This window comes from Stenotrophomonas tumulicola, assembly GCF_014117215.1.
Classification (GTDB): domain Bacteria; phylum Pseudomonadota; class Gammaproteobacteria; order Xanthomonadales; family Xanthomonadaceae; genus Stenotrophomonas; species Stenotrophomonas tumulicola.
Genome location: NZ_JACGXS010000009.1, coordinates 53,025 through 79,889, shown reverse-complemented (window position 1 = coordinate 79,889; position 26,865 = coordinate 53,025). Strand labels below are relative to the sequence as shown.

The following is a 26,865-nucleotide window of genomic DNA, read 5'->3' as shown; positions in this document are numbered from 1 at the left end:
GGGAAGGGGCGGCGGGTGGGCAGGCGGTGCCATCGCGCCGTCGACGGTCAACGCGCCGGCACTTCCACGCCCATGCCCATTGCCTGGCGGTAACGCGCGTAAAGCGCCATCACCTTGTCCACGTAGGCCAGCGTTTCGGCATAAGGTGGCACGCCCTTGTAGTGCGTCACCGCACCGATGCCTGCGTTGTAGGCGGCCGCCGCCAACGTCCGGTCGCCGTGGTATCGCCGCAGCAGCGTACGCATGTGGCGGGCGCCGCCGTCGATGGACTGCGCCGCGGACAGCGGGTCGGCCACTCCATACTCACGCGCGGTTTCCGGCATCAGCTGCATGACGCCCAGCGCGCCCTTGGGCGATACCGCGGCGGCGTCGAAGTTGCTTTCCGCATGGGCGATGGCGCGCAGCCAGGCATCGTCCACCCCGGTGGCCCTGGCCGCCGCCTTGAACTGGCGCGCGTGCGGTGCCAGTTGGGCCGGGCCGACTTTCCCCAGTCCCTCATGGGCCGGCTCGCCGGGCGGCGTGGCCACGGTGAACTTCAGGTACACGCGCGATCCCGGCAGGTTGCGCGTGGAATACACCAGGCGCCCGTCCTGTTCGCGCTCGTACAAAACACCGCTGAACACTCCCATGTTTCCCCACAGGTTCGGCGCCTGCACGGCCGTGTCGTCGATCTCCCTGGCGGTGCAACGCGATCCAGGCTCCGGCGCGGTCGCCATGCTCACGCTGTTGCCGCGCACGCAGCGGTAGACGGTGCGTGCATCGGCAATGCCGCAGGCCAGGCTCAACAACAGCGTGCACAGTGCCGCGGTCCGCATCATCGACTGGCCTGCATGGGAGGGCGGCCGGATGATGTGCCTGCGGCCGCGAACCCAGGATGAAGGCCCCTTCTGTCGCGTTCGCCACGCGCTCCTCCAGCATCGCGTACGCAGGCAGGCGGCCTGGGCGCCACAAACCCGTAGCGGCTGTTCCTGTTCAGATAGGCTTGCGCGCAAGGGCGGCCTGCGCATGGCCGGACCGAGTACCTCGTCATCCGCCACCGGCCAGCCCATGTACCGCACACGCATCCTGCCCATCATGATCGGCGTGGCCATCCTCGCCCTGGTAGTGCCGATGACCCTGATGACCTGGCTGAGCTGGCGCCAGGCCGCGCACGTGGCGCAGGCCCAGCTGCAGGAATCCGCCGACCGCGCATTGCAGCGTGCCGATCGTTCCTATGGCCAGGCACTGGTTGCGTTGCAGGCCATGCAGCGGGTCACGCTGCCACCCTGCAGCCGGCAGCACGTCCGGCAGATGCAGGCGAAAGTGGTCACCACCTCTTCGGTGGACCAGATCAGCTACTTCCGCGAAGGACGCATGCGCTGCAGTTCCTGGGGCCAGGCCGACCCGGCCGACGCCGCCGTGCAGTGGGCGGCACCGGACCACACCACCGCCGACGGTGCCGCGCTGCAGCTGGACGTGGAGCCACGCGCTGCCTACGGCCGGCGCATGCTGTCGCTGCGGCTTGGTGATTACGATGCCCTGATGGACCCCGGCCACTTCATCGATGTGATCGGCATGCATGACGTCCACGCCGCCATCGCCACGCCCGATGGACGCTTGATCGCGCAGCAGACGTTGCCCGACCAGGAACTGCTGGCCTCCCTGCTGCGCAACCCGCGCAGCGGCATGGATGACCGCACCCTGTTCGCCAGCGCACGCAGTGAATCATGGCTGGCCATCGTGACCACGCCGCGCATCTCCCGGCGCACCGTCTTCGAACAGCAGTTCTGGGTGTTCTTTCCGCTCAGCCTGGCGCTGGCCATCGCAAGCGTGGCCGGCATAGCGTGGATGTCGCAGCGCCACCACTCGATGCAGGGCGAGCTCGTCCTGGCCTTGCAGCGCAACGAACTGTACGTGGCCTACCAGCCCATCATCGAACTGAAGACCGGCATCTGCGTGGGCGCCGAGGCGTTGATACGCTGGCAGCGCTCCGACGGCAGCGAAGTACGGCCGGACCTGTTCATCCCGATGGCCGAAGAAGGCGAACTGGTCGAGACGATCACCGACCTGGTGATCGACCGGGTCATCGCAGACATGCGGTCGCTGCTGGTGGAAGACCGCAGCGCACACATCGCCATCAACCTGGCGCCCGACGACATGATCACTGGCCGCGCGCTGAAGGTGATCGCAGGCAAGCTGGCCGGCACCGGCATCGCCAACCAGCAGATCTGGCTGGAGGCCACCGAACGCGGCTTCATGGACATCGAACGCGCGCGCGCGGTGATCACCGCAGCACGGCATTCCGGGCATGCCGTCGCCATCGACGATTTCGGGGTCGGCTATTCCAACCTGCAATACCTGCAGCAGCTTCCGCTGGATGCGCTGAAGATCGACAAATCGTTCATCGATGCCATCGGCACCGACAGCGCCACCAGCCCGGTCACCGGGCACATCATCGACATGGCCAAGACGCTGGGCCTGTTCGTCGTTGCCGAAGGCGTGGAAACCGAAGCACAGCTGGCCTACCTGCATGGCCGGCAGGTGGAATTCGGCCAGGGTTGGCTGTTTTCCAAGGCATTGCGCAGCGAGGAGTTCATCACCTTCCACCAGCGGCGCCGCGCGCTGTATGGCAGCGCCCGCGAAGACATGCAGAACCCGCTGCGCGGCTGATCGGGCGCGAAGGCCCCGGCCGGCCGCCCGCCCGCACGCAGGTGTCCACCGTTCATCCGGCCCCGCTATACTTCCCACGTCAACCTGGAGGTCCACGCCGATGCGCCATTGATGCCGCCGTCTTCCTGACGGCCTGAATCTTCCCGCCCCTGTGCGCAGGGGGAGTCGATGGCATCTGCTGGAGGTCGCATGACCACGCATCCGCTCACGCTTGACCGCGTGACCTGCCGCCTGCCTGATGGGCGTGCATTGTTTTCCGAACTTTCCTTTTCCTTCGAACCGATCGCCACCGGGCTGGTCGGTGCCAACGGCGTGGGCAAGAGCATGCTGGCCCGCCTGTTGGCCGGCAGCTCGCCACCCAGCCAGGGGCGCTGCCATGGGGGCGGCCGGGTATTCCTGCTGCCGGCGCTCAGTGGCGTGCCGCACGGCAGCGTCGGCGAGCTGGCCGGCGTGGCGCCGGTGCTGGCTGCACTGGATCGCATTGCAGCCGGCAGCGTCGACCCAGGCGATTTCAGCCTGGTCGACGATCGCTGGGACCTGCACGAACGCCTGCACCAGCACTGGGTGGACGGCGGGCTTCCAGCGGACCTGCAACCCGGGGATCCTGCCAGCCGCCTCAGCGGTGGCCAGGCCATGCAGGTGGCATTGTCCGGGGCATGGGCCAGCGCCGCCGACTGGCTGATCCTGGACGAGCCCAGCAACCATCTCGATGCCCCGCACCGCGCGCAGTTGCTGCAGCAACTGGTGCAGTGGCGCGGCGGGCTGCTGGTCATCAGCCATGACCGTGACCTGCTTGAGCGGATGTCGTGCATCGTCGAACTGGATGCGCACGGCCTGCATCGCTTCAACGGGCCCTATTCGCATTATGCGCAGGCCAAGGCCGCGCAGCTGGCCGGCCTGCAGGCAACGCTGGACCATGCGCGGCACCAGCATCGCCAGCAGCAGCGGCAAACGCGCGCGTTGCAGGAACGGGCACAGCGGCGGCAGGCACGCGGTGACCGCGACGCACGCGGGGCAAACCAGGCCCCCATCCTGCTGGGCCTGCAGAAACAGCGCGCGCAGGCCAGCGCAGGGCGGCAGTCGCAGGTGCGGGAACAACGCCTGGACGATAGCGCCGCGCGCGTTCGCGACGCCGCCGCACGCGTGCAGGCGCCAGCGGAACTGGCGGCATTCGCGCCCGACGCAGGACAAGGCGCGCAGCGCATCGCGCAGTTGTCCCGGCTGGTCCTGCCGCACGGCTGCCATGCGCCCTTGGACATGGTGCTGCAGCGTGGGCAGCGGGTGGCGGTGGTGGGCGACAACGGCAGTGGCAAGTCCACCCTGCTGCAGGTATTGGCCGGACGGCTCCCGCCACGCAGCGGTGGGGTGCAGCTCGCTGTTCCCTGCGCGCTGCTGGACCAGCAACTGACTGCGCTGCCTGCCGATGGCAGCGCGCTGTCTGCCCTGCAGGAGGCCAATCCGCACGCAACCGTGGCCAACCTGCGCACCCGGCTCGCGCTGCTGGGGCTTGATGCCGGCCGGATCGAACGGCCAGCCGCCACGCTCAGCGCGGGGGAGCGCCTGAAAGCCGCGCTGGCGTGCGCGTTGTATGCCGATCCCACGCCTGGCCTGCTGATGCTGGACGAACCGGGCAATGCACTGGACCTCGATGCATTGGCCGTGCTGGAAACATTGCTGGCCCAGTACCACGGCACGTTGCTGATGGTCAGCCACGATACCCACCTGGTCCAGGCCATGCAGCCCACCCACGTGCTGCGGGTGGACGCGGCAAGCGGGTGGCAGCTGCACGCCTGGTGACGACGGCCAGGGTGCCTTGCCGCCGGGCGTGGCCTGGCGCTACGACACGGCGCGCTGCCACGCCGGAAACGCCTGTGGCAGGCCGTGCCACAGCATCGGCCCGGCACGCAGCTCCGCATCGTCAAGCAGGCAGGCGTCCAGTTCCGCACGCACCACGTCCTGGTCCATGTGCACGCCGATGACCACCAGTTCCTGCCGCCGGTCACCCCACAGCGGATGCCACAGTGCCTGCAGCGCGGCCTGCCCCTGCAGGTCGCTGCCATCGGCCGCAGGCAGCGGGGCGGTCCAGCAGTGCGCCTGCTGCCGCACCCAACCCAGTTCACTGTAGGGCAGCGGCGCCGGTGGCAGCCGTGGCAGGGTATCTTCCTCGCCCGCCCGTACCCGCTCGCGCGCTGCGTGCCAGAATCCCGCGGCCTGCGTGCGGGTGGCCGCGCCTACGGTATGCAGCTCGCCCACCCAGTCCATCCGGTTGGCCAGCCAGAACCAGCCCTTGCTGCGGATCACTCCCTGCAGCCCCGCCTGCAGCATCCGCGCGAAGCGGGTGGGATGGAATGGCCGGCGCGCCCGGTAGACGAAACTGGTGATGCCATACTCCTCGGTCTCAGGCGTGTGCTCGCCCAGCAGCTCCTTCACCCAGCCCGGGGCCTGGCGCGCACGCTCGAAATCGAAGCGGCCGGTGCCCACCAGTTCGCCAAGCGGCACCTGGCCATGCACGGCGGTCAGCAGGCGTGCATCCCGGTTCAGGCCCCGCAACACGGCCAACGTATCCTGCAGCAGGTCATCGTCCACGCAGTCCACCTTGCTGACCACGATGACATCGGCGAACTCCACCTGCTCGCACAGCAGGTCCACTACCCCCCGGTCGTCGTCCGGCCCGGCCTGCTGGCCACGCTCTTCCAGCCGCTGGGTTGAGCTGAAGTCGGCCAGGAAGCTGCTGCCGTCCACCACCGTCACCAGCGTATCCAGGCGCGCGATGTCATCCAGGCTGAAGCCCTGCCCATCGCGCACCGCGAAGGTGGCCGCCACCGGCATCGGTTCGCCGATACCGGTCGATTCGATCAGCAGGTAATCGTAGCGACCGCTCTGCGCCAACCGTCGTACTTCCTGCAGCAGGTCATCACGCAGCGTGCAGCAGATGCAGCCATTGCTGAACTCCACCAGCGTCTCTTCGGTGCGGCTCAGCGCCGCACCGCCCTCGCGCAGCAGCTGCGCATCGATGTTCACTTCGCTCATGTCATTGACGATCACCGCCACCCGCAGGCCCTCGCGGTTGCGCAATATCTGGTTGAGCAGGGTGGTCTTGCCCGCGCCGAGGAATCCGGACAGGACGGTGACAGGCAGGCGACGGTCGGCGTGGGGTGCAGTGTTCATGCGGCGCTACGGCTTCACTGGGACAGGAAATGTTACTTTATAACATTATCGTCCGTCGGCAAGCCCATCCCGTGGATGGCCACGCCTGGCCGCCCTACTTGCCGTAGCGACGCAGCAGTTCCACCAGCACCTGTGCTTCGCTTGCGCGGGTCGCTTCATCGTCGGCGCCGACCACGTGTTCGGCCAGATGATCGGCCAACAGTTCCATCAGCAGTCCGTGCGCCGCCCCCCGTACGGCTGCCACCTGCACCAGCACATCGGCGCAGTCGCCGCCCTGCTGCAATGCGTTCTCCAACGCGGCAACCTGCCCGCCCATCCGGCGTACGCGGGTGAGCAGCTGTTTCTGGTTCTTGGTTACGTGTGCCATGCAGCTGATGGTATACCCTATGGGGGTATAAACCAAACCAGCCTGGATGCCCCATGCAGCTCGATGCCATCGCCGACTCACGCCGCCACGACCATCGCTTCGACGATGGCAATCCGTTGGCCGAACGCAACACGCGCCGCGCCATGTGGCTGACAGTGGTGATGATGGTGGTGGAGATCAGCGGCGGCTGGTGGTTCAACTCCATGGCGGTGCTGGCCGATGGCTGGCACATGAGTTCGCATGCGCTGGCGTTGGGCCTGGCGGTGTTCGCCTACCGCTGCTCCCGTCGCTATGCGGCCGATCCGCGCTTCGCCTTCGGCACGTGGAAGATCGAGATCCTCGCCGGCTATACCAGTGCAATGGCGCTGCTGGCGGTGGCCGCGCTGATGGCCTTCCAGTCCCTGCAGCGGCTGTGGTCACCTGCGCAGATCCACTATGACCAGGCCATCGCCATCGCCGTGGTGGGGCTTGCAGTGAACCTGCTGTGCGCCTGGTGGCTGCATGACAGCCCCGGCCATGCGCATCATCAGCACGACCACGCTCCCGCTGCCCACGGCCACGATCATGGGCACTCCCATGGGCATTCCCACGGCCACGACCTCAACCTGCGTTCGGCCTACCTGCATGTGCTGGCCGACGCCGCCACCTCGGTGCTGGCCATCATCGCGCTGCTGGGCGGCAAGTTATGGGGCGCGGCCTGGCTGGATCCGGTGATGGGGCTGGTCGGTGCCTTGCTGGTGACCGCATGGGCGTGGGGACTGCTGCGCGACAGCGGGCGCATCCTGCTGGATGCGCAGATGGATGCACCGGTGGTGCAGGAGGTGCGCGAGGTGATCGAACAGGGGCCGTGGGCCGCGCGCCTGGCCGACCTGCATGTATGGCAGGTGGGCCGCGGCAAGTATGCGGTCAGTGCCAGCGTGGTCAGCAGCGACCCCACGCTGGACGCCGACACGCTGCGCGATGCGCTGGGCATCCACGAGGAACTGGTGCACGTCACGCTGGAAATGCACCACGTCCATTGACCCATTGCCGCCCCCGCCTGGCCGGACGGCGGCGGCGCTCCGCTATGATGTGCTGCCCCGTCCGACGCCCCCCGCCGTGCCTCATTACACCGGTCCCCTGCTGACCCGCGACTCCGCCATCGCCCTGCAACGCGCCTTCGACGGCGGTGCCAGCCAGTGGCAAGGCTCGCTGGACCTGCTGCGCAGCCAGGACGACGTCGCACTGTCGGCGGCAGGTTTCGGTTTCCGTGGCCAGCCTTATCCGTGGCCGGGCAAGCTGAAGGACCGTACGCTGTACTTCTGGGACGGGGAAGGATTCGCGCCGATCTCGCGCTTTGCCACGTCCTTGATCAAGCTGGTGCCGACCGATTGGGGCGCACCGACCTTCGAGATCGACGGCATCAAGATGCTGCCCACCGCCAAGGTATCGCCGTTCGAGGATGCGCGACGCAAAGTGGAGCTGGTCTCGCCGGCCGGCAAGGTGGTACTCGACACCTGCGGTGGCCTGGGCTATTTCGCCGCGTGCTGCCTGGAGGCAGGCGTGGGCCAGGTACGTTCGTTCGAAAAGAATCCTGATGTGTTGTGGCTGCGCACGCTCAACCCGTGGTCGCCGGATCCGGACGCACCGGCCGCCGGTGGCCGGCTGCAGATCGCACAGGGCGACATCTCACGCGAGATCGAACACGTCGCCAGCAACAGCATCGATGCCATCCTGCATGACCCGCCGCGCTTTGGCATCGCCGGCGAACTGTATTCGCAGGTGTTCTACGACCACCTCGCACGTGTCATCCGCAAGGGCGGCCGGCTGTTCCATTACACCGGTGCACCGAACAGGCTCACCAGTGGCCGTGATGTGCCGCGCGAGGTCGCCAGGCGATTGGAAAAGGCCGGCTTCAAGGCGGAGCTGGCGCTGGATGGCGTGCTGGCCGTGAAAAAAGGATAGCGGCGTCCTCGATCCTGCAGGCAGGGCCCGGCACCTGCCGCATTACTCGTAATCCACCTTCGCCAACCGCTTCACCCAATCGGGCACCACGGGCTCGCCGGCGTAGAAGTCCTTTGGCTTGTTCTCGGCCATCGCCCAGCGGTGCAACCAGCTCGGACCATAGCGGCCGTCGTAACCGTCCGTGCCACGCGCATAGGCAGGGTCGCGCAGCGCCTCATCCAGGCTGATGAAGCGATAGCCGCGCCGCCGCGTCGCTGCCGCCAGCTCAGCGAATACCGCGCCATTGAGTTCGTTGGCATGCATCAGCCAGACCTGTGGCAACGCATAGCCCAGCAGGGCCTGCGACTGCCGTTCGTAGTAATCCAGCTTGTTGAGCATGTACGGCACGTAGCCCCGTCGCAGCCGTTCCAGCGCCGCTTCGCGTTCGGCCGATGGCGGCTGTCCGTTGAGTACGTTGGCATAGGCGAACGCCCACACCCATTCGCCGTTGTCCACCGTGACCGGTGCGATGCGATAGCCATGCCCGGCGAAGAAGGACGCCATCAACTGGCGGTCCGCGGGCGTACGGCCCGCACGCAGGTACGGGTGGCGCACCCACGTCGGCACCTGTCCGCGCTCGGCCAGCAGGGGCCGCAGCACCTGCTCGCCACGCAGGAAATCCTGCTGGAAGGCATCCACGCCCTTTGCATTCAGATCCATGTGCGAATACGTATGGTTGCCCAGCGCGTAGCCGGCATCCAGCCAGTCACGCAGCATCTGCACGCGCTGCGGCTGCACCACGCCGTCCGCTTCCAACTTGTTCTCGTTGACGAAACCGACGATCGGCACATCGGCCAGGCGCAACTGCTGCAACAACGCCTGGTGGCGCGCCTGCAGGTCCGGCGGCGCCATCTCATCCAGGCGCGCCCACGGCAGGTCGTCGATGGTCACCGCAATGCGGCGGTCGGCTTCAGCCGCCTGGGCAATTCCACAGGCCGCCAGCAGCAGCCAGGTCCACAGCGTGATTTTCATGCGTATCCGTGCAAGAAGAGAGGGGCCCGGATCCCGCTTCGCGAGAAGGATCCGGACCCAAGCTTACTTCTTGAGGAAGTTCAGCAGCGCCAGGTTGAACTCATCGGCATGGCTGACGTTGCAACCGTGCGGCGCATCCTTCAGCAGTATCAGCTCGCTGCCGGCGATGGCCGCATGGGTGCGCTTGCCGGAGCCCTCGAACGGCACGGTGCCATCACTGTCGCCATGGATGACCAGCGTCGGCACCGCCACCCGCTCCAGGTCGGCGCGGAAATCGGTGGTGGCAAAGGCGTGCATGCAGCCCAACGCCGCGGTCTGGTCCGATTGATGGGCCAGGGCCACCGCTTCAAGACGCTGCGCCTCGGTCACCTTCAGCTTGCCGTTGGCGCTGAAGAACGTCCTGGTGAAGCCGTCGAAGAACGCCTCGCGGTCCTTTCCAAGGTCCGCCGCCATGCCGTCGGCCGCCTCCTGGGTCAGCGGGCCATCCGGGTTGTCGCTGCCCTTCAGCAGATACGGTGGAACCGCGGCGGCGAACACCACGCTGTGCAGGCGCGCTTCGCCGTGGTTGCCGATGTAACGCGCCACCTCGCCGCCGCCCATCGAGAAGCCGACCAACGACACCTCCTTCAGGTCCAGGTCCTCGATGATGCCCGCCAGGTCGGCCGCCAGCGTGTCGTACTCGTAGCCATCGGCGGGCTTGTCGGAGCGGCCAAAGCCACGCCGGTCGTAGCTGATCACCCGATAGCCGGCGTCGCGCAGCACCGGCAACTGCGCCTTCCAGGACGCCGCCGACAGCGGCCAGCCGTGGATCAGGATGACAGGGCGGCCAGCACCGCCGGAATCTTCGATATGCAGGCGAACGCGGGGAGCAGTCATGGAAACTCCATGGAAACAGGACAAGACCCCACGCTACGGCGCGCAACCTGTGGGCATCGTGAAAGATCGCCCGGCCGCCATGACATGGCGTGCACGCCCGTTACCGGCCCCGTGCGCTCCCGCCTGCACCCTTCGGCGCGGATCGCCGTTGCCCTATCATGCAACGCTGCATCCATGCCGTCGTCGGCCGCTGGCGCAGCACCGAAGGCATTGGCAGGACCGGAACACGCATGGCCCCGTATTGGAAATCCCCCCGCACCGCCTTGGACGACGCCGATCCGGCACGGCAGCCGCTACAACGCCGTGCCACCCTGGTGCGCCACCTCGATGCGATGCGGCAATGGAATGGCGATGCCGAGGACCTGCTCACGCACCACCGCGCGCAGCACCGCTGGATCAGCCACGATTGCCTGCAGGCACTGCTGGCCATGCGCCCGCCCACGCTGGTCGAGGTAGGGATCGACACGCTGCACGACCTGTTCAGCGATCCCGCGCTGCATGACGACGAGGATGCACGCGACTCCGCGCTGGTCGAACTGGAATTGTGGGAGCAGGACTGGACGGCCGCCAGCGAGGCAGTGAACGCGCAGATCCTGGCCTCTGAACGCAACGCCGCACGGTCGCTGCTGGATCGTGTGGAAAGCAGGCCCCTCACCGATGAGCAGGCGCATGCGGTGATCTGCTTCGACAACCGCGTGCAGGTGGTGGCCGCAGCCGGCTCCGGCAAGACGTCTACCCTGGTGGCCAAGGCCGCCTATGCCATCCATCGCGGCTACGCCGAACCCCACCAGATCGTCATGCTGGCCTTCAACAAGGAAGCGGCAAAGGAACTGCAACAGCGCGCGGACCGTGCCTTCGCACGTGCCGGCATGGCCGGCGCCGCAGTTGAAGCCCGGACCTTCCATGCCCTGGGCCTGGCCATCATCGCCAACGCAACCGGACGCCGCCCCTTCGTGCCGGACTGGGCCGTGGACGCAGCGCTGGGTTTCCACAAGCTGGCCGACCTGGTCGACCGGCTCAAGGATCGCTCGCATGCCTTCCGCACCCAATGGGACATGTTCCGGCTGGTTTTCGGCCGCGACCTGCCCCTGTTGGGCGGTGCGATGGATGCCGATGGCTGGGACAAGGAGGGCACCGGCTATGTGCGCACGCTGCAGGGCGAGCGCGTGCGCAGCGTCGAAGACTGCGTGCTGGCCGACTGGCTTTTCTACAACGGCGTGCGTTACGCCTACGACCGGGCACACGCGTTTGATGCCGGGGCCGAAGCCTTTCGCCAGCAGCCGGCCCGCTTCCATTACCCGGATGCGGATCTCTGCCACGCACATGGCGGCCAGCAGGATGCCCTGCGGCAGCACGCGGGCCGCCGCACCATCCAGACCAGCTCGCACGGTCTGCGCATGGGCTGGGCGTTCGAGGACCTGGACGACGCACTGTCTGCCGGCGGTGTCGAGGTGGACCCCAATCCCGACCGCGACATCCCGGACGACGGCCAGAAGCCGATGCCCGACACCGAGCTGATCGGCCTGATGCGCACCTTCATCAGCCACGCCAAGAGCAACTGCCTCAGCCTGGGCGACATGGCCGAGCGCCTGCGCGCGATGCCCGACGATGTCTTCAAGGAACGCCATCGGCGCTTCCTGGAAATCGCCGGTCCTGTCCTGCAGGCCTGGGACGATGCGCTGGATGAAGAGCGCGCCATCGATTTCGAGGACATGCTCAACCAGGCCGCCGAACACCTGGAGCAGGGGCGCTACGTGTCGCCTTACAGGCTGGTGATGGCTGACGAATTCCAGGATGCATCGCGGGCCCGCGCACGCCTGTGCCGTGCGTTGGTGCAGGCGCCGGGAAGATTCCTGTTCGCGGTGGGCGATGACTGGCAGTCCATCAACCGGTTCGCCGGTGCCGACGTCTCGGTGATGACACGGTTCCGCCAATGGTTCGGGCAGGGCCAGGTGCTGCGGCTGGAGCAGACGTTCCGCTGCCCACAGGCATTGTGCGATGTGTCCAGCCACTTCATCAGCGCCAACCCGTCGCAGATTGCCAAGCAGGTGCGCTCCAGCACGCCCAGCCACGGCCCGGTGCTGCAGGCCTTCCAGGTGGCGTCACGCGAACAGATCACCGACGCCGTCGGCCAGTACCTGCAGCGGCTGCACGAGGCCTGCCTGGCCGGTGCCATCCCGGCCGGCCGTGACGGCAGGCTGCAGGTGTTCGTGCTGGGACGCTACAACGCCGACCGCGCTGCATTGCCCAGCAACTGGAAGGCGCGCTTCGGCGCGACGATGGAGGTGGGTTTCCTCACCGCACACCGCAGCAAGGGCATGGAAGCCGACTACGTGATCCTGCCCGGCATGCTGGACGGCGCGTTTCCCAACACGCGCGCGGATGACCCCGTGCTGTCGCTGGCGATGCCCAGCGGCGACACCTATCCACTGGGAGAAGAACGGCGGTTGTTCTATGTCGCGCTGACACGCGCACGGCGCTCGGTGGCGATGTTCACGGTGGTGGGAAAGCGCTCCAGCTTCCTCGACGAACTGGAACGCGAAGGTGCCGTGCAGGTGACCACGATTGATGGCAAGCCGGTACGCGAAGAACGCTGCCCCGCCTGCGGCACCGGCGTGATCGTGAAGAAGAGCGGCAAGTACGGCGAGTTCCACTCGTGCACCAACTACCCCCGCTGCGAGCACAAACCACGAACCCGGTAGAGCGGGGCCATGCCCCGCTGCCTCTGCCGGTGACGGGCATGGCCCGTCACTACCAACCGCGCTGTCCGGTAGAGCGGGGCCATGCCCCGCTGCTTCTGCCGGTGACGGGCATGGCCCGTCACTACCGCTGTCCTGTCATGCCCCGCTGCTTCTGCCGGTGACGGGCATGGCCCGTCACTACCGCTGCCCTGCCATGCCTTGCTGCCTCTGCCGGTGACGGGCATGGCCCGTCACTACCGCTGCCCTGCCATGCCTTGCTGCCTCTGCCGGTGACGGGCATGGCCCGTCACTACCGCTGTCCTGTCATGCCTTGCTGCTTCTGCCGGTGACGGGCATGGCCCGTCACTACCGCTGTCCTGTCATGCCTTGCTGCCTCTGCCGGTGACGGGCATGGCCCGTCAACTACCGCCGCCCTGCCCGGTAGAGCGGGGCCATGCCCCGCTGCTCTTCAGCTGACGTGATCAGTGGTTGTCATGCATCAAGCGGGGCATGGCCCCGCTCTACCGAACCCATCATGTGCGATGGCGGTTACAGGGCGATCCGCGCGACGCTTTCCTGCGTGCCCTTCTCGTCCTTTTCGCCATTCTTGATGGTCACGTACAGCACGTTGTTCTTCGCATCCAGCGCCAGGCTGTTCGGGTGCGTCGGTACCGACCAGGTGCCTGCCGGCTTGTAGCTGTCGCTGTCATACGCTGTCACCGAACCGGCCTCGCGGTTGGTCACGTACAGGCGCTTGCGCGGTGCATCCAGCAGGATGCCCAGCGTGCCGGCATCGGCGGGAATGCTGGCCAGCTCCTTGCCGGTGGTGCGATCCAGCACCAGCACGCGCTTGCCCGGGTGCGTGGAGGCGAAACCTTCGATGCTGCTGCCCTGGTACTTGCGGATCATCTCCGAACCCTGGTCGGTGACGAACAGGCGCGATCCGGCCGGATCCAGCGCGATGTTCATCGGCTGCTCGGCGCTTACCTTGTAACGCTGCTCCACCTTGCCGGTGTCGGTGCCGACCACCACCACTTCGCCCAGCAGGTTGCTGGTGTATACACGCTTGTTGGGCGCATCCAGTGCCAGGCCCGGTGCCTTCGCATTGCCCAGGCCGGGGATGGTATCCAGCAGTGCCAGCGACTGCGTGTCCACCACGAACAGCACGCTGCCCTCGCCCGAATGGCCGGTGACGTACAGGCGGTTGTTGGCTCCATCCACCACCAGTTCGCGCAGATCATGCGTATAGCTGGCCTTGCCGTCCTTGCCGACCTTCTTCTCCATCAACTGCACGATGCCGATCGCCTTGCCCTGTGCGGTATCCACCACGGTCACCGACGTGTCCACGGTGTTGCCCACGTACAGGCGGTCGTTGGCATCGTCCAGCACCACGCCGAAGCCCTTGCGTTCCAGCGGGATGCTGGCCTGCACGGCCAGCGTGTCCGGATCCAGCTTCAGCACCTGTGCCGGGCCGGCGTCATCACCGAAGCCGCCGGAAGAAGCTACGTACACCGCATCCTGCTTCGCGCTGTAGGCCAGCTCGTACAGGCCCTGGGCCACGGCGTTGCGTTGCACGGCGGCAGTGGGCGTGGCGGCGACGGCCGCAGGAGCGCCGAAGGCCATGGCGATGGCCAGGCCGAGCACGGCTGCCCGGTAGAACCGGGCCATGCCCGGCTGCTTTGAAAATTTCGAATCCACGGAAGCATCCTTGTGTGAGTCAGGGGAAAAATCCTTGGCTCGCGTGGCCGCGTCTGCAGTGCGGGTGCACTGTGGCGGCCACCCACGCAACAGGCGCGTGGACAGGCTGGCTGGTCCTACGCATGGTAACAGGTGGGATACCCCCCTGCCCCACGACCAACCCCACCTGCCACGCACCATCATGCTTCCGGTACCGGCGCCGGCAACGGCGCCGCCTGGCTTAGCGCGTAGCCTCCCTCACCGCCGCGTCCGCATCCAGGATGCCGGGCCCGCAGCCGCCCGGGCACTGCGCGGCGGGAATCGCACGTGCGGTGCGCGCCAGCAGGTCCTTGATGTCCGCAGTGCTGCGCGGCACCGCCGAGACCGACTGGATCAGCGCCACCACGCCAGCTACATGCGGCGCCGCCATCGAGGTGCCTGCATCGAAGCCGTAGGTATTGTTGCCCAGCGTGGACAGCACGCCCTGGTTCGGATGCTCCAGCACGCGGCCACAGGCCGCCGCAGTGGGCGTGGTGTCCAGCGGCAGGAACTCGCCGCGGTCCGGGCAGCTCCAGGTTTCGCCACCGGGCGCGGTGATGTCGATCCGCTGCCCGTAGTTGGAATAGATCGCCCGGTTGCCATTGCGATCATTGGCGGCCACCGCCACCACGTTGTTGCAGTTGGCCGGGGCGAAGCCAGACACATCGGTATTGGAATTGCCGGCGGCCACCACCACGATCGTGCCGCGGTTGACCATCCGGTTGATCGCGTCCTGTTCGGCCGGCGAACACGCCCGTCGCCCACCCAGGCTCAGGTTCACCACCTCGGCCGGGTTGGCATTGGCCGGCACGCCGGGCACCGCGACGCCCGCGCCCCACAACATGCCATCGATGATGTCGGCCGAGCCACCCACGCCCTGGTTGCCCAGCACGCGCACCGGTACCACGCGCGCATCGAACGCCACGCCGGCCACGCCACGCGCGTTGTTGGTCACCGCCGCCACGGTGCCGGCCACGTGCGTGCCGTGGCCCACGTTGGAGGCATCCAATGGATCAGCATCGCGGCCGTTGCCATCGTCCGAGCCGCCGCAGCCGGGCAGCATCTGGCTGCCCCGGCAACTGGCATCGGAGAATGGCCGCGTGCTGGACACCATGTCGTAGCCCGGCAGGATGTTCGGATCCAGGTCGGCATTGCGCAGGATGCCGCTGTCCACCACCGCCACCACCACGCCGGCCCCCGTCGATCGGTCCCAGGCATTTTCCAAACGTGCGCCACCGGCACCAGCGGCGTAGTGCCACTGCTCGCCGTAACGCGGATCGTTGGGCGCGGCGAAGGCACGCATCAGGTAATTGGGCTGCACGTACTCCACGTCCGGATCCTCGGCGATCCTGCGCATCAGCACTTCGGCCTCGGCGCGATCCAACTCCTGGTCGGCCTGCAACAGATCAGCGTCCACGCCCAATCGGCGCTGGTAGGAAAGCCGCGCGGCCAGGCCGCCAGCCAGCGAGCGCTTGCTGCGCTGCTGCTGGCCGAAGCGCGCACTGATGCCCGCCTTCGCGGCAGCGGCAGAGGTTCGCTTCGTGGTGCCGTCGCGGTACTTGACGATGAAGCTGCTGTACCCGGTTTCATTATCCATGCCCTGCGACCAGACCTTCGGCGCGGAGGACTGTGCCCAGGCAGCAGAGCTGGCCAGGCACAGGGAAACGGCGACACCCAGGGCGGTAGCTACGTGATTGCGCATTACGGGATCCTCTTTCGGTTGACGGCGCTTGCTTCTGCAGGAACCGCCATGCACGCGCTGTGCATGGCGGGAGTCATGCCACGTCGCCGGCAAGGCGCCGGCGGTGGCCTTAGAACCGGTATCCCAGGCCCAGCATCACCGCGTTCTGGGTCTGCCCATCACGGCGTTCACCCACGTAATCGAGCATCACCGACAGGCGCTCGCTGGCCCTGCTGGTCACGCCCAGGTTCCACGACAGCAGCTGTTCGCCCAGTGCACGGCTGTCCGCGCCGAACACCAGGTCTGGCGCGCCGGTGAACGCAGTGGCATAGCGTGCCGATGAATCGCCCAGCTCCTTCTGCCAGACCACGCGGGCATGCGGGGTGATGCGCTCGCCGTTGTTGCCCTGGAAGGTCTTGAACAACTGCAGCCCGGCGCCGACGCGGATGCTTTCCAGGCCATCGTCGCGGCCCAGCAGCGCACCGGGTGCGTCACCTTCATTGAAACGTGCACGCGACAGGCGGGTGTAATCCAGCACCGGCAACAGCGGCTGGATCACCGCGCCACCGGCCGTGGTGAACGAGAACCCATGTTCCAGCCGCGCCGATACCGCGCTGCTGTCATGCTTGGCGCGTAACGATGCCTCCAACCCCTCGATGCCGGTGATGCTGCGGCGCGTATCGTGGTGCAGGTCGGTGTAACGCACCGATGCGGACAGGTAGCCGCGCGCATAGGTCGCATCCAGGTAGCCACCGATATCCAGCGCACGCACGTCACCCGTGAATGCCGCGCCATCGCGGCCCTTGGTCGACATGTCCGCTGCTGCAACGCTCACGCCCAGGCCGACCTTGTCGTCGGCCAGGCGCGTGTCCGCGCCCACCACCACGCCACCGATGGTATGGGTCATGCCGGCCACGCCATCGCCGCCATCAATGCGCCCCTGGCCGCCGAAACCGCGGCCCCATATGCCATGCCCACGTTGGCCACCGGCATCGGTGGTGGATCCACCTGCCGTGGTGGCCGGCTCCACCAGATGCATCGCCAGCTGGTTGAACAGGCTGCCGCTGGCCATGCCCGGCTGCGCCGATGCGGCCTGCGCCGCCTGTACCGCCAGCCCGGTGCTGTCGCCACCGCTGCTGCGCGTGGCGAACTGGTGCTGCTGCACCACGTTGCCGATGGTGCCCACCAGTGCCAGGTCAGCCAGCCGCTGGGTGGCGTGCGCATCACCGCGCAGTGCGCCGGCCTGCTGCTGGATCACATCGCGGTCGGCGAACTGCAGCGCGCCCAGCAGCGGCTTCATCGCCGAAGGATTTCCGTTGGCGGCGGCTGCCAGCACCTGGCCCAGGCCATCGCCGGAGCGCGCATTGGCAAACAGTTCCAGCTGGTCGAAGCCGGGGTTGGCGGTCAGCCACAGCCCATCTTCCACCTGGTTGACGTTGAAGCTGAGCAGCGAGTTGTGGCGCGGTCGGAACACCTCGCCCTCTGCGATGCTGGCGCTGTAGTCGGCATCACCCAGCCGCACCACGCCATCGAAGCCCTGTTCGTAGATCGGCCCTTCCACCAGGTCACGGCGGTAGCCGTCAGAATAGAAACCACGCGCCACGTTCAAGGCCAGGTGCGCGCCCTCGGCGATCACCAGCGCACCGTCGTTGGCGCCGCCGTCGTAGAAGCTGCCCACGCGCAGGCGCCCGGTATCGGTGCCACCGGCCTCGGTCACGTCGAACAGCACGCTGCCGCCGGGCATGATGTTGACGTAGCCGTGGGTGACCAGGTCGCCACCGCGCGGCATCAGTGCGCCATACACACGCAGGCGGTTGAAACCATCCTCGCGCCAGGAAGGCCCGGCGCCGCCGTACATGGCGTCGAGGTCCAGGGTAGGCGCGGCGATGTCACCGTGGCCCACCAGCACCCCGGGGGCCTGCACCCGCACTTCGGCTGCGCGCAGCGCACCGCCCTCCAGCGCGATGGTGCCGTCTTCCACCAGCATGTAATCAGCGCCGGTGGTGGCAGCGGTCTGCCACACCGCGCCGTTGGATACCCGGATCACGCCGGCCGAATCGTCCAGCACGCTGGCATCCAGCTCGTCCAACCGCAGCTTGGACAGCAGCAGCGCCTGCATTTCCGGATCACCCAGGTAATCCTGGATCGAGCCGGCACCGATGCCCTGCGGTCCGTCACCGGACGCGTTGTAGATCGACTGGGCCAGGTTGATGTAGGTGGTCTGGTAGTTGTCGTCGTCCCAGCGCGCGAAGTCATCGTCCACGAAGGCCTGCAGCAACTTGCCGGTGCGCAGGTAACCGGGGTTGATGTCCCCGCTGGCATCGGCAGTGACATGCAGCGTATCGCCCGGGTCGTGGTAGCCCTGCGCGGTCATGATGTTGTTGTTGAAGATGTCCTGGCCGGGAAAGGTCTCGCGGTTGGCGCCGCTGCCATCCGGATCGAAGCTCACCGAATCACCAGTGGTGCGGCTGGGGTCGCTGAACACCAGCAGCCCATTCGGCCGCACCACTTCGAACATGGCCTTGTGCAGCAGGTTGCTGTCCATGCCACCGCCGTAGTTGCGGGTGTAGATGCCGGTCATGCGCGGCGAGGGCGAGTAGATCACCCGTCCGCCGCTGCTGGCCGCATGGATCTGCACCGAATCCACGGTGGGCAGGTCGCCGGCCATGTAGCGCTGCACGCCGCCGGACTGCATGATCGAACAGGACGAGATGCAATGGCCGGACACGATGGTGTCCAGGCCTGCGGTGCGGATCACGGCCTGCAGGTATTCACCGCTGACCAGCGCACCGCCGTTGGAGGTGCGCAGCACCACCTCACGGATCTGGTGCCCTTCAGCCTGCGCCTTGGCCAGCAGCGCCGGCAGCGCCACCACGTCGGCATAGGTCACGCCGCCGCTGAGGAACACCTTGTCCCCGTTGATGTGGAATCCCATTGCCGCCGCATCCGCGGCAGCTCCCATCGCGGCCGCGCCCAGAAGGCCTGCCAACGCGACACTCAGCACCGATTGCTTCATTCGTTGTTCCCCGTTGAAACCAAGGTCCGCACCATGCGGAACACTTACTCAACGGTTCAGCGCACCAACCTCCCCCGTCTTCTGCCTGAAATAATTTCTAAATGCGTTCATGTTATGCGCCCCGGCCGTTGCACACTTCCCCCTGCGGCCGGCATTGCGTAAAACTCGGGGATTCCAGCTGTCGCGCGCAGTCCGAGGTGCCCCCTGTCCACTCCGTCTCCCTTGATCCGCAGCACGCCTGCGCTGCCCCGGGTACCGGAGGCCTTCGCCGCCTTCCTGCGCGAAGAGCGCGTGCCGTTGTGCGCCTTCCTGCGCGCACGTGGCGCAAGCCCCGAAGACGCCGAGGACATCGCACAGGACAGCATGGAACGACTGATGCGCTACCAGCAGCACCCGCTGGATGAGCTGCGCCTGCTGCTGTACCGCATCGCGCGCAACCGCCTGGCCGACCGCGGACGCTCGCCGCACGTGCGCCAGCACCTGTCGCTGGCCGACCAGGGCATGGCGGACGAACCGCGCGCCGCCGGCCCGGATCCGCTGCACCATGCCGAATCCGAACAGATGCTGGGCAGGCTTCGGCAAGCGCTGACCCGGCTGCCCGAGCGCTGCCGTGAGGTCTACCTGCTCAACCGCATCACCGGCATGAGCTATTCGCAGATCGCCCGGCATTGCGGCATCACCGCCAAGACCGTGGAAAAACACATCGCCCGTGCACTGCAGGGATTGCGCGAAGACCTGGGGCCGGGCGCATCCGGCAAGGATGGAGGTACACCATGAGCAACCACGGAAATGCATCGCCGGCAGCAACCACGGCCGCAGCTGTCTTTGCCCGTGCCAGCGAATGGGTGGCACGGTTGGATGCCGCGGACTGCAGCAGCGCCGAACGCGACGCGTTCGAAGACTGGCTGGCCGAAGACCCCGCGCACCTGCACGCCTGGGCCGAAGCCGAGGCCCTGCACCTGCACACCGCGGCCAATGCCAATGACCCGTGGCTGCGCGCCGCCGCCGCACGCGTGGCCACCCCGCCCCAACCAGCCCCCATCCGGCACGCACCGGCAGCAGCGCGCCGCCGGCTGCTGCCGCGCGCCGCAACAGCCGCCGCCGGGCTGTGCCTGGCATTGGGCTTGGGTGCGTTGCTGGTGCTCGATGGCCTCCCCACCCCACAGCGGGTTGCCAACGACAGCCGCGTGCCGCAGTTGCAGACCCTTGCCGACGGCAGCGTGGCCACCCTGGATGCCGGCAGCGCACTGACCACGCGCGTGGGCTGGCGCAAGCGGCACATCGACATCGAACGCGGACGCGTGCAACTGCAGGTGGCACCGTCGACCAAGCCCCTGCGGGTAGTGGCCGGCACCAGCACCATCGTGGATATCGGCACCACCTTCCAGGTGGAACGTTTCGTCGATGGCCGCATCGGCGTGGCACTGCTGGAAGGCGCGGTGGCTGTTACCAGCGCAGGCGCACAGGCCAGCGAGAAAGTGTTGAAACCCGGCGAGCAGTTGCAGGTGCTGCCCACCGGCCGCATCGAAACCGGGCCGCCATTGCCGGCAGGCAGCGCCGAGGCCTGGCTGCAGGGCACGCTGGTATTCGATGGCACGCCGTTGCAGACAGTGGCCGAACAGATGAACCGCTATACCGCCACGCCACTGGTCATCACCGATCCATCGCTTGCCGCGCTGGCGTTCACCGGCCGCTTCCGCGCCGGCGACCAGCAGGCACTGCTGGAGGCGCTGCAGCTGGGCTGGGCCATCGAAGGGCATCCACGCAGCGATGGGGCGCTGGTCCTGCAGCGCGCGCACTGATCCAGCCGTGGCACCTCCCGCGCCCGGCACGCTGCTGCATCGCTTCCACCGCGGAGCGTTGTGCCTGATGCTGTTTGCCGGCGGCAGCATCGCCGGCGAAGCCCGGACGCCGCCGCTGGACTACCAGATCGGCACGCAGCCGCTGGCCGACGCGTTGCAGCAGTGGGCGCAGCGCAGCGGCCAGGCGCTGCTGTTCGATGCCGCCGAACTGAGCGGCCTGCGCTCGCGCGGGGTACACGGACGGCATGCCCCGGACGCCGCACTGGAGCAGTTGCTGCAGGGCCTGCCGGTGAAAGTGCTGCACGGCACGCCCGGCGTCTACGTGGTGCGCCGCCAGGCAGCCGCGCCTGCGCCGGCCACGCCCAAGCCACCCACCCCAGCAACGCCGGCCGTTGCCGCAGCCACCGGCCCCGCCTCGGTGGCGCTGCCCACCCTGCAGGTCACCGGCAGCCGGTTGCCGCGCACCAGCGTGCAGACCACCTTGCCGTTGGCGGTGATCGAACGCGAGGACATCCTGCGCAGCGGCCATGGCTCGCTGTACGACCTGCTGCGCCAGCTCCCGGGCATGAACAGCCATTCGCCACTGAGCAGCGCACGCAGTGGCGATTCGATGTACCTGCCGATGGGCGCGGCGGCCACCACCAGCCTGGATGGCATGGGGCCACGCGCCACCCTGTTCCTGGTCAACGGCCGGCGCCTGCCGCGCTACCCGATGGTGTCGCTGGAACAAGGCGCACTGACCGACCTGGGCGGCATCCCGCTCAGCTTCGTCGAACGCATCGAACTGGTGCGCGGCGGCGCGTCCGCCATCTACGGTGCGGATGCGATATCCGGCGTGGTCAACATCATCCTGCGCGACCACGCCGATGGCCCCGAAGCCATGCTCCAGACCGGCACCAGCAGCCATGGCGATGGCGCGCAGAACCGGCTGCAGGCGGCCACCGGCGGCACCACGCGCAGTGGCGACCGCTGGTTCATCGGTGCCGACCTGCTGCGCGCAGAGCACGTGGCCGGCCACCGTCGCGCCTGGAATGCCAACGACAGCCCCTACCCCATCGGCCTGCTCACCGGTAACGGCTACTACGTGCCCGCCCCCCTGTGCGGCGCGCCACTGCGCAAGGATGACGACGGCTGCTGGTTCGACAGCGCACGCGCGCGTTCGCTGCAACCGGCCTCCACCGCCGCAGCCCTGTATGCACGCTTCCGCCACGAAGGCGAACAGGGCCACTATGCCTATGCCGAAGCGCGCGCCAGCCAGACGTTGCAGCGCTTGGAACTCGGCCCCACCGCCGTCGGCCTGAACCTCCGCAACGGGATGGTGATCAACCACGTGTTCCAGGAAGCCGGCAGCGTGCGCACCCGCGTACGTGCGCTGGAGGCAGACCTGGCCGTGGGCCTCGGCCGCGACCAGCCCGGCCGGCACTGGGAAGCCGGCCTCAGCCGGCAGCGCAGCCAGGTCCACCTGTCCACCAAAGGCACCGTGCACAGCGCGCGCCTGCAGGACGCGCTGCGGGAAGGCTTCATTCCCGGTTTCACCGAACTGCCACCGCAACTGGCCGCACAGTTGTTCCCGACCATCCACAACCGTGGGCGAACCGAACAATGGCAGGCGTGGTGGGGCGTCCAACGCGATCTGTTCGCGCTGGCAGGGGGCAACGCACAGCTGGCCAGCGGCATCGACCTGCGCCGGGAAACCTGGACCGCCCGCCCGGATGCGCTGCTGGGCAAGGGCGAACTGGCGCTGGCCCTGCCGGTGGAACAGCGGCAGTTGTCGCGGCAGTCCAATGCCGCCTATACCGAACTTGGGCTGCCACTGGCGCGCAGCCTGCGCTTGGACCTGGCCGCCCGCTGGGACCGCGACGGCCGCTATCGCGATTTTTCTCCCCGCGCCGGCCTGCGCTGGACGCCCTCGTCCAGCTGGTCGTTCCTGCTGTCCAGCGGCGAAAGCTATCGCGCGCCCAGCCTGTTCGAGCGCCGCCGTCCACCGGCCTACTTCGGCATGCGCACGCTGCGGGCATCACCCGCGTTGCCCCCCTGCACGCTTGAAACGGCACAGGGCTGCATGGTGGACGTGCAGGTGGCAGAGAACCCGACGCTGGCCGCGGAAACCGCACGCAGCCATTCACTCGGCGCCAGCTGGACACCCAACGATGCGCTGTCGCTCACGCTCACCCACAACGTGGTGGAGCTGCGCAACGAGATCCTGGCGCTGCGTCCGGAAGACGCCAGCTGGGAAAGCGCCACCTGGAGCCTGGACGGCAGCGGGCACCTGCAGGGCGTGCGCCTGTCCTTCGACAACCTGGGGCGCACGGTGTCGCGCAACTGGGTGCTGCGCGGCGACTACCGCATCGGCCAGGTGGACAGCGGACAATGGCGCTTCACGGTGGATGCACTGCACCAGCAGGAACTACGGCGCTTCCGCCGCAACAGCACCACGATGGACCTGCTGGGATATTCCACGCCCGATACCGCCGGCACGCTGGGCGTGCAATGGCAGGACCCACGCTGGGACATCGCACTGCGCGCCAACTACCGGGGTTCCACCCTTGCCTGGCTGCCGGAGCAGCCGTGCCCGGCAGGCCAGCATGACGACGGCCATTGCCGTAATCCGGACCAGCTGCGCTGGGACCTGCACCTGGGCCGATCATTCGGCCCGCGCTTCAGCGCCGCGCTGGACGTGCACAACCTGTTCGATGCGCAACCGGTGAACTACATCCCCGACAACGGCACCCTGGTGCCTGGGCTGGATGACCCGCTGGGGCGCTATCTAAGGCTGACGTTGACGTTCCGCTGATATCAACGTGCCGGCACGCCATGCCTGGCCACGTCGCGCAGGAACCCGGTGTATTCTTCCGGTTGCAGACAGACTGGGAGCAGCAGACGATGCCCAATCCGAAAGGCAACCGCCTCACGCGCGTGATATGGATCGCGATATTCGCCGTCATCGCCATCGTGTGCATCCGTGGGCTGATGGCGTGAGCTGGGTTGCGCCGCAGCATCTGCTCCCATGTCCGCGATGATGGCAACGAGCGGTTTCTGAAGGGCATCGGCCGCTGCTTGGTATGAAATGGCTGCACTGCAGACATGCGGAGCGAACAATGCCCCTGAACCCTCCAAGCACGACCGCGCCATCGCAGCTGTCGTTCTCCCTGCCCTTGTCTCTGCCGTTGCACCGGACGCTGGCGACGACCCAGGCGATGATCCGGGCGGCGGGATCATTGGCGGCACCGCCACAGGTGACCAACGAACCCCTGCCACGGCAGGCGCACCCACCGGCCGAGGCACCTGCCACGCAACGTTCCGATACACCGCCAGGCTTTGTCAGGGTGCCACCTGCCACGCAACGCCCCACCCCGCCCCCGGGGTATGTCAGGGTCCTGCCGTGCACGCAGGAGTGGCTTCAGCGACACGTGGCGGCGCACCATATGCTGGACACACACCTGATGCCCTTGCAGGGCAACGACGCACGTCCACCCGCGCCGGTGTCGGCAGCGCCGGGCACCATCAGTGAGCAGGAACAGCACACGTTCAACGTCCTTTCATGGGACCTGCGCGTTGCATGGCGCCAGTTCAAGCAGGCACTCATTGCACATGCCTCGTCGCAGGGTGGCACGACAACGCACATACAGCAGCTCGCACACGATACCCACCCATCACACCTGGCTGCCCAACGGCCCTTCGCCCGGTACCTGCATACACCCGAGGCCATGCTGCCCCTTCGCACGGCACTGATGAACTGGTTGAAGGCACATGTAAATGCGCTGGAACGCATGGACATCGACCAGCATGGCACCAGCAGCATCACCGCCGCGAGGGAGCCGTACCTTTCCGGAATGGGTACGCTGCTGTCGCTCAGCTACACCACGACAGCCGGCCATCCGACATTGGCACCGCTGCTGGATGCACTGCATGAGGACAATGTGGCGATGCGCTTATTTGAAAGCACGCATGTGCACTCGTGGCCGCAATGGGCAGAGTGGATCAACCAGGCCAACCAGATATACGAGGCCAACCAGGCCAACGCGCTGGCAACGTCAACGCATCCCACCTGACCCCAGGATCAGCTCGCCCGATACCCAACCCGCATCATCCGATGCGAGGTAGGCAACGATCGGTGCAATGTCGCGTACCTGGCCAATGCGGCCCAATGGTGTCTGGCCCTCGTTCCAGGCATGGAAGTCCGATCCGATGACTCCGGCCGCGTGGGTGCCATCGGTTTCGATCAGGCCGGGGTTCACCGAATTGACACGGATGCCGCGCGGGCCCAGCTCGCGCGACAGCACCCCGGTGATGGCATCCACCGCGCCCTTCGAGCCGGTGTAGATGGCACTCTCAGCCGGAAGGACGCGGGTGACGAACGAACTGATGTTGATGATGCTTGCCCCCTTGCCCAGGTGCGGCGCAGCCGCGCCGATGACCAGCAGCGGACCAAGGACATTGATGTCGAACTGCTTGCGATAGAGCGCTTCGGTGGTGTCTTCGATCCTGGCGAACTCGTACACGCCGGAATTGTTCACCACGATGTCCAGCCGCCCGAAGGTGTCGATGGCCGCCTGGACCAGCGCGTCCACCTGCGCCTTGTTGGTCACGTCCGCGCCCACCGCCACCGCCTCGCCGCCTGCGGCTTCGATATCAGCGACGACCTTGTCTGCGCCCGCCTTGCTCGACGCGTAATTGACGACCACCTTCGCGCCGTCGGCTGCCAGTTGGCGGGCGATGCCCGCGCCCATGCCTTTCGAAGCGCCCGTTACGATGGCGACCTTGCCTTCCAGCTTGCTCATGTCTTGGGATTCCAGATCAGGTTGGCCCGGTATGGGCCAGTGGGAGACTGACAGGGTGATACCCACAGGATTGTTTGAGAACTTTCATTCCTGCATATTGTTCGTACATTTTTGAACGGGCAGCCAGGGCATGGAGTGGAGCGACGTCCGGATATTCCTGGCGGCAACCCGGGGCGGATCCCTCGGGGAGGCGGCCCGGCGCCTGGGTGTCAGCCATCCCACGGTGGGGCGGCGGATAAAGGCGCTGGAAGAGGAAGCCGGGCAGCCGCTGTTCCGCAGGACCAAGGACGGGCTGGTGCTCACCGACGCCGGAGACGCCGTGCTGGCACTGGCCGAATCCATGGAGAACTCCGCGCTGTCCATGGAAAGGCGCCTGGCCGGCAGCCACGGACGCCTCGAGGGCATCCTGCGGATATCCTCGGCGGACTGGTTCGCCGGGTATGTGCTGGCCCCCGTGCTGGCCGAACTGGGGCGCCGCCATCCCGCCGTCGTGCCAGAGGTGATCGCAAGCTACCGATTGCTCGACCTCTCACGTCGCGATGCCGACGTGGCCTTTCGCATCGTGCCCTTCAGCGAACCGGATATCGTCCAGCGCCGGCTGATGAGCATTCCGTACGGCCTTTATGGTTCGGCCGAAACCGCACGTGCAGCGCAGGAGGATCCGGCATCGGTAGGGCTGATCCTCATGAATACCGCGCAATCCCACTTCCCTGATGTCGCCTGGGTGCTTGATAGGTTCCCGCACTCACGGCGCGCCTTCACCAGCACCAGCCGAACCGTCCAGGCACAGATGTGCGTACGCGGCATGGGCATTGCCGTGTTGCCACGGCCAGTGGGCGATGCAGTGGCGGGATTGCAGCGCATCGACACGCAGGATCAACCACCGGCGCGCGATGTATGGGTGGGTTACCACCACGACCTGCGGCACATGGACCGCCTGCGCGCGATGCTGGATATCGCCGATGCGATGCTGGCGGACTCTGCCATGGCAGCACGCTGACCCAATCTCCAAGACTGGCCAGGCTGCTCCAACAGGGCAGCGTCGGCGCTGGATCCCCCGGCGCGCGCATTAATGAACCAATCGATACAAAAGAATTGACATCCTGATGGACGCCTGACTAATGTACCGCCCGGTACATATCAAGCCCTCCCCCGTCGGTGATGAACACGAAC

At 67.2% G+C, this 26,865-nt stretch carries 19 protein-coding genes; 10 read left to right on the top strand and 9 right to left on the bottom strand.

Annotation, left to right across the window (positions count from 1 at the left end; translation table 11 throughout):
* Positions 1–47: 47 nt before the first annotated feature.
* The gene (locus H4O11_RS15180) at positions 48–818 is read right to left on the bottom strand and encodes a lytic transglycosylase domain-containing protein (RefSeq protein ID WP_182340304.1); all 771 of its coding nucleotides are present in this window, start codon (positions 816–818) and stop codon (positions 48–50) included.
* 229 nt (positions 819–1,047) lie between these two features.
* Here H4O11_RS15180 and H4O11_RS15175 point away from each other — a divergent pair, with 229 nt between their 5' ends.
* Positions 1,048–2,649 (top strand): EAL domain-containing protein, encoded by a 1,602-nt coding sequence (locus tag H4O11_RS15175; RefSeq protein WP_182340302.1) that lies wholly within the window; start codon positions 1,048–1,050, stop codon positions 2,647–2,649.
* 189 nt (positions 2,650–2,838) lie between these two features.
* Positions 2,839–4,446 carry an ATP-binding cassette domain-containing protein gene (locus tag H4O11_RS15170; protein ID WP_182340300.1) on the top strand — a complete coding sequence of 536 codons (1,608 nt, stop codon included), beginning with the start codon at positions 2,839–2,841 and terminating at the stop codon, positions 4,444–4,446.
* A gap of 39 nt (positions 4,447–4,485) precedes the next feature.
* Here the strand turns inward: H4O11_RS15170 and H4O11_RS15165 are convergent, their stop codons facing one another.
* Positions 4,486–5,817 (bottom strand): GTP-binding protein, encoded by a 1,332-nt coding sequence (locus tag H4O11_RS15165; protein ID WP_182340298.1) that lies wholly within the window; start codon positions 5,815–5,817, stop codon positions 4,486–4,488.
* Positions 5,818–5,911: 94 nt separating this feature from the next.
* Positions 5,912–6,184, bottom strand: a complete 273-nt coding sequence (locus H4O11_RS15160; RefSeq protein WP_182340296.1) for a metal/formaldehyde-sensitive transcriptional repressor — start codon at positions 6,182–6,184, stop codon at positions 5,912–5,914.
* A gap of 53 nt (positions 6,185–6,237) precedes the next feature.
* On the opposite strand from H4O11_RS15160, the gene dmeF reads away from it, so the two are divergent.
* On the top strand, positions 6,238–7,206 hold the full coding sequence (dmeF, locus tag H4O11_RS15155; RefSeq protein ID WP_182340294.1) for a CDF family Co(II)/Ni(II) efflux transporter DmeF: 969 nt from the start codon (positions 6,238–6,240) through the stop codon (positions 7,204–7,206).
* Positions 7,207–7,282: 76 nt separating this feature from the next.
* Positions 7,283–8,128 carry a class I SAM-dependent methyltransferase gene (locus tag H4O11_RS15150; protein WP_343042845.1) on the top strand — a complete coding sequence of 282 codons (846 nt, stop codon included), beginning with the start codon at positions 7,283–7,285 and terminating at the stop codon, positions 8,126–8,128.
* 42 nt (positions 8,129–8,170) lie between these two features.
* Here H4O11_RS15150 and H4O11_RS15145 read toward each other — a convergent pair whose 3' ends face one another.
* Together H4O11_RS15145 and H4O11_RS15140 are read right to left on the bottom strand one after the other, a co-directional pair.
* Complete coding sequence (locus H4O11_RS15145; RefSeq protein ID WP_182340290.1) at positions 8,171–9,139, bottom strand: polysaccharide deacetylase family protein; 969 nt, start codon at positions 9,137–9,139, stop codon at positions 8,171–8,173.
* 63 nt (positions 9,140–9,202) lie between these two features.
* The gene (locus H4O11_RS15140; RefSeq protein WP_182340288.1) at positions 9,203–10,015 is read right to left on the bottom strand and encodes an alpha/beta fold hydrolase; all 813 of its coding nucleotides are present in this window, start codon (positions 10,013–10,015) and stop codon (positions 9,203–9,205) included.
* Positions 10,016–10,245: 230 nt separating this feature from the next.
* On the opposite strand from H4O11_RS15140, the gene H4O11_RS15135 reads away from it, so the two are divergent.
* Positions 10,246–12,717 (top strand): UvrD-helicase domain-containing protein, encoded by a 2,472-nt coding sequence (locus H4O11_RS15135; RefSeq protein ID WP_246333524.1) that lies wholly within the window; start codon positions 10,246–10,248, stop codon positions 12,715–12,717.
* A 528-nt stretch (positions 12,718–13,245) separates the two neighbouring features.
* On the opposite strand, the gene H4O11_RS15130 is transcribed toward H4O11_RS15135, so the two are convergent.
* From H4O11_RS15130 to H4O11_RS15120, 3 genes are all read right to left on the bottom strand, one after another.
* Positions 13,246–14,364, bottom strand: a complete 1,119-nt coding sequence (locus tag H4O11_RS15130; protein WP_182340462.1) for a YncE family protein — start codon at positions 14,362–14,364, stop codon at positions 13,246–13,248.
* Between the two features lie 250 nt (positions 14,365–14,614).
* A complete protein-coding gene (locus tag H4O11_RS19460) occupies positions 14,615–16,114 on the bottom strand; it encodes a S8 family serine peptidase (protein ID WP_281367600.1) in 1,500 nt (499 codons plus the stop codon).
* Between the two features lie 109 nt (positions 16,115–16,223).
* Positions 16,224–19,109 carry an autotransporter family protein gene (locus H4O11_RS15120; protein WP_182340284.1) on the bottom strand — a complete coding sequence of 962 codons (2,886 nt, stop codon included), beginning with the start codon at positions 19,107–19,109 and terminating at the stop codon, positions 16,224–16,226.
* A gap of 222 nt (positions 19,110–19,331) precedes the next feature.
* On the opposite strand from H4O11_RS15120, the gene H4O11_RS15115 reads away from it, so the two are divergent.
* The 4 genes from H4O11_RS15115 (at position 19,332) to H4O11_RS15095 (ending at position 24,963) form a co-directional block, all read left to right on the top strand.
* Complete coding sequence (locus H4O11_RS15115) at positions 19,332–19,886, top strand: RNA polymerase sigma factor (protein ID WP_246333523.1); 555 nt, start codon at positions 19,332–19,334, stop codon at positions 19,884–19,886.
* The gene (locus H4O11_RS15110; protein ID WP_182340282.1) at positions 19,883–20,911 is read left to right on the top strand and encodes a FecR family protein; all 1,029 of its coding nucleotides are present in this window, start codon (positions 19,883–19,885) and stop codon (positions 20,909–20,911) included. The genes H4O11_RS15115 and H4O11_RS15110 overlap by 4 nt, the downstream gene beginning before the upstream one ends.
* Positions 20,912–20,978: 67 nt before the next feature.
* Positions 20,979–23,705, top strand: a complete 2,727-nt coding sequence (locus H4O11_RS15105; RefSeq protein WP_182340456.1) for a TonB-dependent receptor — start codon at positions 20,979–20,981, stop codon at positions 23,703–23,705.
* Positions 23,706–24,336: 631 nt separating this feature from the next.
* Entirely contained in the window at positions 24,337–24,963 is a 627-nt protein-coding gene (locus H4O11_RS15095) for a hypothetical protein (RefSeq protein WP_182340280.1), read from the top strand.
* On the opposite strand, the gene H4O11_RS15090 is transcribed toward H4O11_RS15095, so the two are convergent.
* Entirely contained in the window at positions 24,946–25,692 is a 747-nt protein-coding gene (locus tag H4O11_RS15090) for a glucose 1-dehydrogenase (protein WP_182340279.1), read from the bottom strand. The two genes, H4O11_RS15095 and H4O11_RS15090, sit on opposite strands and share 18 nt — an antisense overlap.
* Positions 25,693–25,822: 130 nt before the next feature.
* Here H4O11_RS15090 and H4O11_RS15085 point away from each other — a divergent pair, with 130 nt between their 5' ends.
* Positions 25,823–26,692 (top strand): LysR family transcriptional regulator, encoded by an 870-nt coding sequence (locus H4O11_RS15085; RefSeq protein WP_182340277.1) that lies wholly within the window; start codon positions 25,823–25,825, stop codon positions 26,690–26,692.
* The last annotated feature ends 173 nt before the right edge of the window (positions 26,693–26,865 follow it).

Excerpts from the sequence above, each read along its gene's own strand:
- H4O11_RS19460 (WP_281367600.1), bottom strand. The coding sequence starts at position 16,114 with ATGCGCAATCACGTAGCTACCGCCCTGGGTGTCGCCGTTTCCCTGTGC.
- H4O11_RS15170 (WP_182340300.1), top strand. The coding sequence starts at position 2,839 with ATGACCACGCATCCGCTCACGCTTGACCGCGTGACCTGCCGCCTGCCT.
- H4O11_RS15110 (WP_182340282.1), top strand. The coding sequence starts at position 19,883 with ATGAGCAACCACGGAAATGCATCGCCGGCAGCAACCACGGCCGCAGCT.
- H4O11_RS15160 (WP_182340296.1), bottom strand. The coding sequence starts at position 6,184 with ATGGCACACGTAACCAAGAACCAGAAACAGCTGCTCACCCGCGTACGC.
- H4O11_RS15090 (WP_182340279.1), bottom strand. The coding sequence starts at position 25,692 with ATGAGCAAGCTGGAAGGCAAGGTCGCCATCGTAACGGGCGCTTCGAAA.
- H4O11_RS15130 (WP_182340462.1), bottom strand. The coding sequence starts at position 14,364 with ATGGCCCGGTTCTACCGGGCAGCCGTGCTCGGCCTGGCCATCGCCATG.
- H4O11_RS15180 (WP_182340304.1), bottom strand. The coding sequence starts at position 818 with ATGATGCGGACCGCGGCACTGTGCACGCTGTTGTTGAGCCTGGCCTGC.
- H4O11_RS15165 (WP_182340298.1), bottom strand. The coding sequence starts at position 5,817 with ATGAACACTGCACCCCACGCCGACCGTCGCCTGCCTGTCACCGTCCTG.
- H4O11_RS15085 (WP_182340277.1), top strand. The coding sequence starts at position 25,823 with ATGGAGTGGAGCGACGTCCGGATATTCCTGGCGGCAACCCGGGGCGGA.
- H4O11_RS15145 (WP_182340290.1), bottom strand. The coding sequence starts at position 9,139 with ATGAAAATCACGCTGTGGACCTGGCTGCTGCTGGCGGCCTGTGGAATT.
- H4O11_RS15140 (WP_182340288.1), bottom strand. The coding sequence starts at position 10,015 with ATGACTGCTCCCCGCGTTCGCCTGCATATCGAAGATTCCGGCGGTGCT.
- H4O11_RS15105 (WP_182340456.1), top strand. The coding sequence starts at position 20,979 with ATGCTGTTTGCCGGCGGCAGCATCGCCGGCGAAGCCCGGACGCCGCCG.
- H4O11_RS15120 (WP_182340284.1), bottom strand. The coding sequence starts at position 19,109 with ATGAAGCAATCGGTGCTGAGTGTCGCGTTGGCAGGCCTTCTGGGCGCG.
- H4O11_RS15135 (WP_246333524.1), top strand. The coding sequence starts at position 10,246 with ATGGCCCCGTATTGGAAATCCCCCCGCACCGCCTTGGACGACGCCGAT.
- dmeF (WP_182340294.1), top strand. The coding sequence starts at position 6,238 with ATGCAGCTCGATGCCATCGCCGACTCACGCCGCCACGACCATCGCTTC.
- H4O11_RS15095 (WP_182340280.1), top strand. The coding sequence starts at position 24,337 with ATGCTGGACACACACCTGATGCCCTTGCAGGGCAACGACGCACGTCCA.
- H4O11_RS15175 (WP_182340302.1), top strand. The coding sequence starts at position 1,048 with ATGTACCGCACACGCATCCTGCCCATCATGATCGGCGTGGCCATCCTC.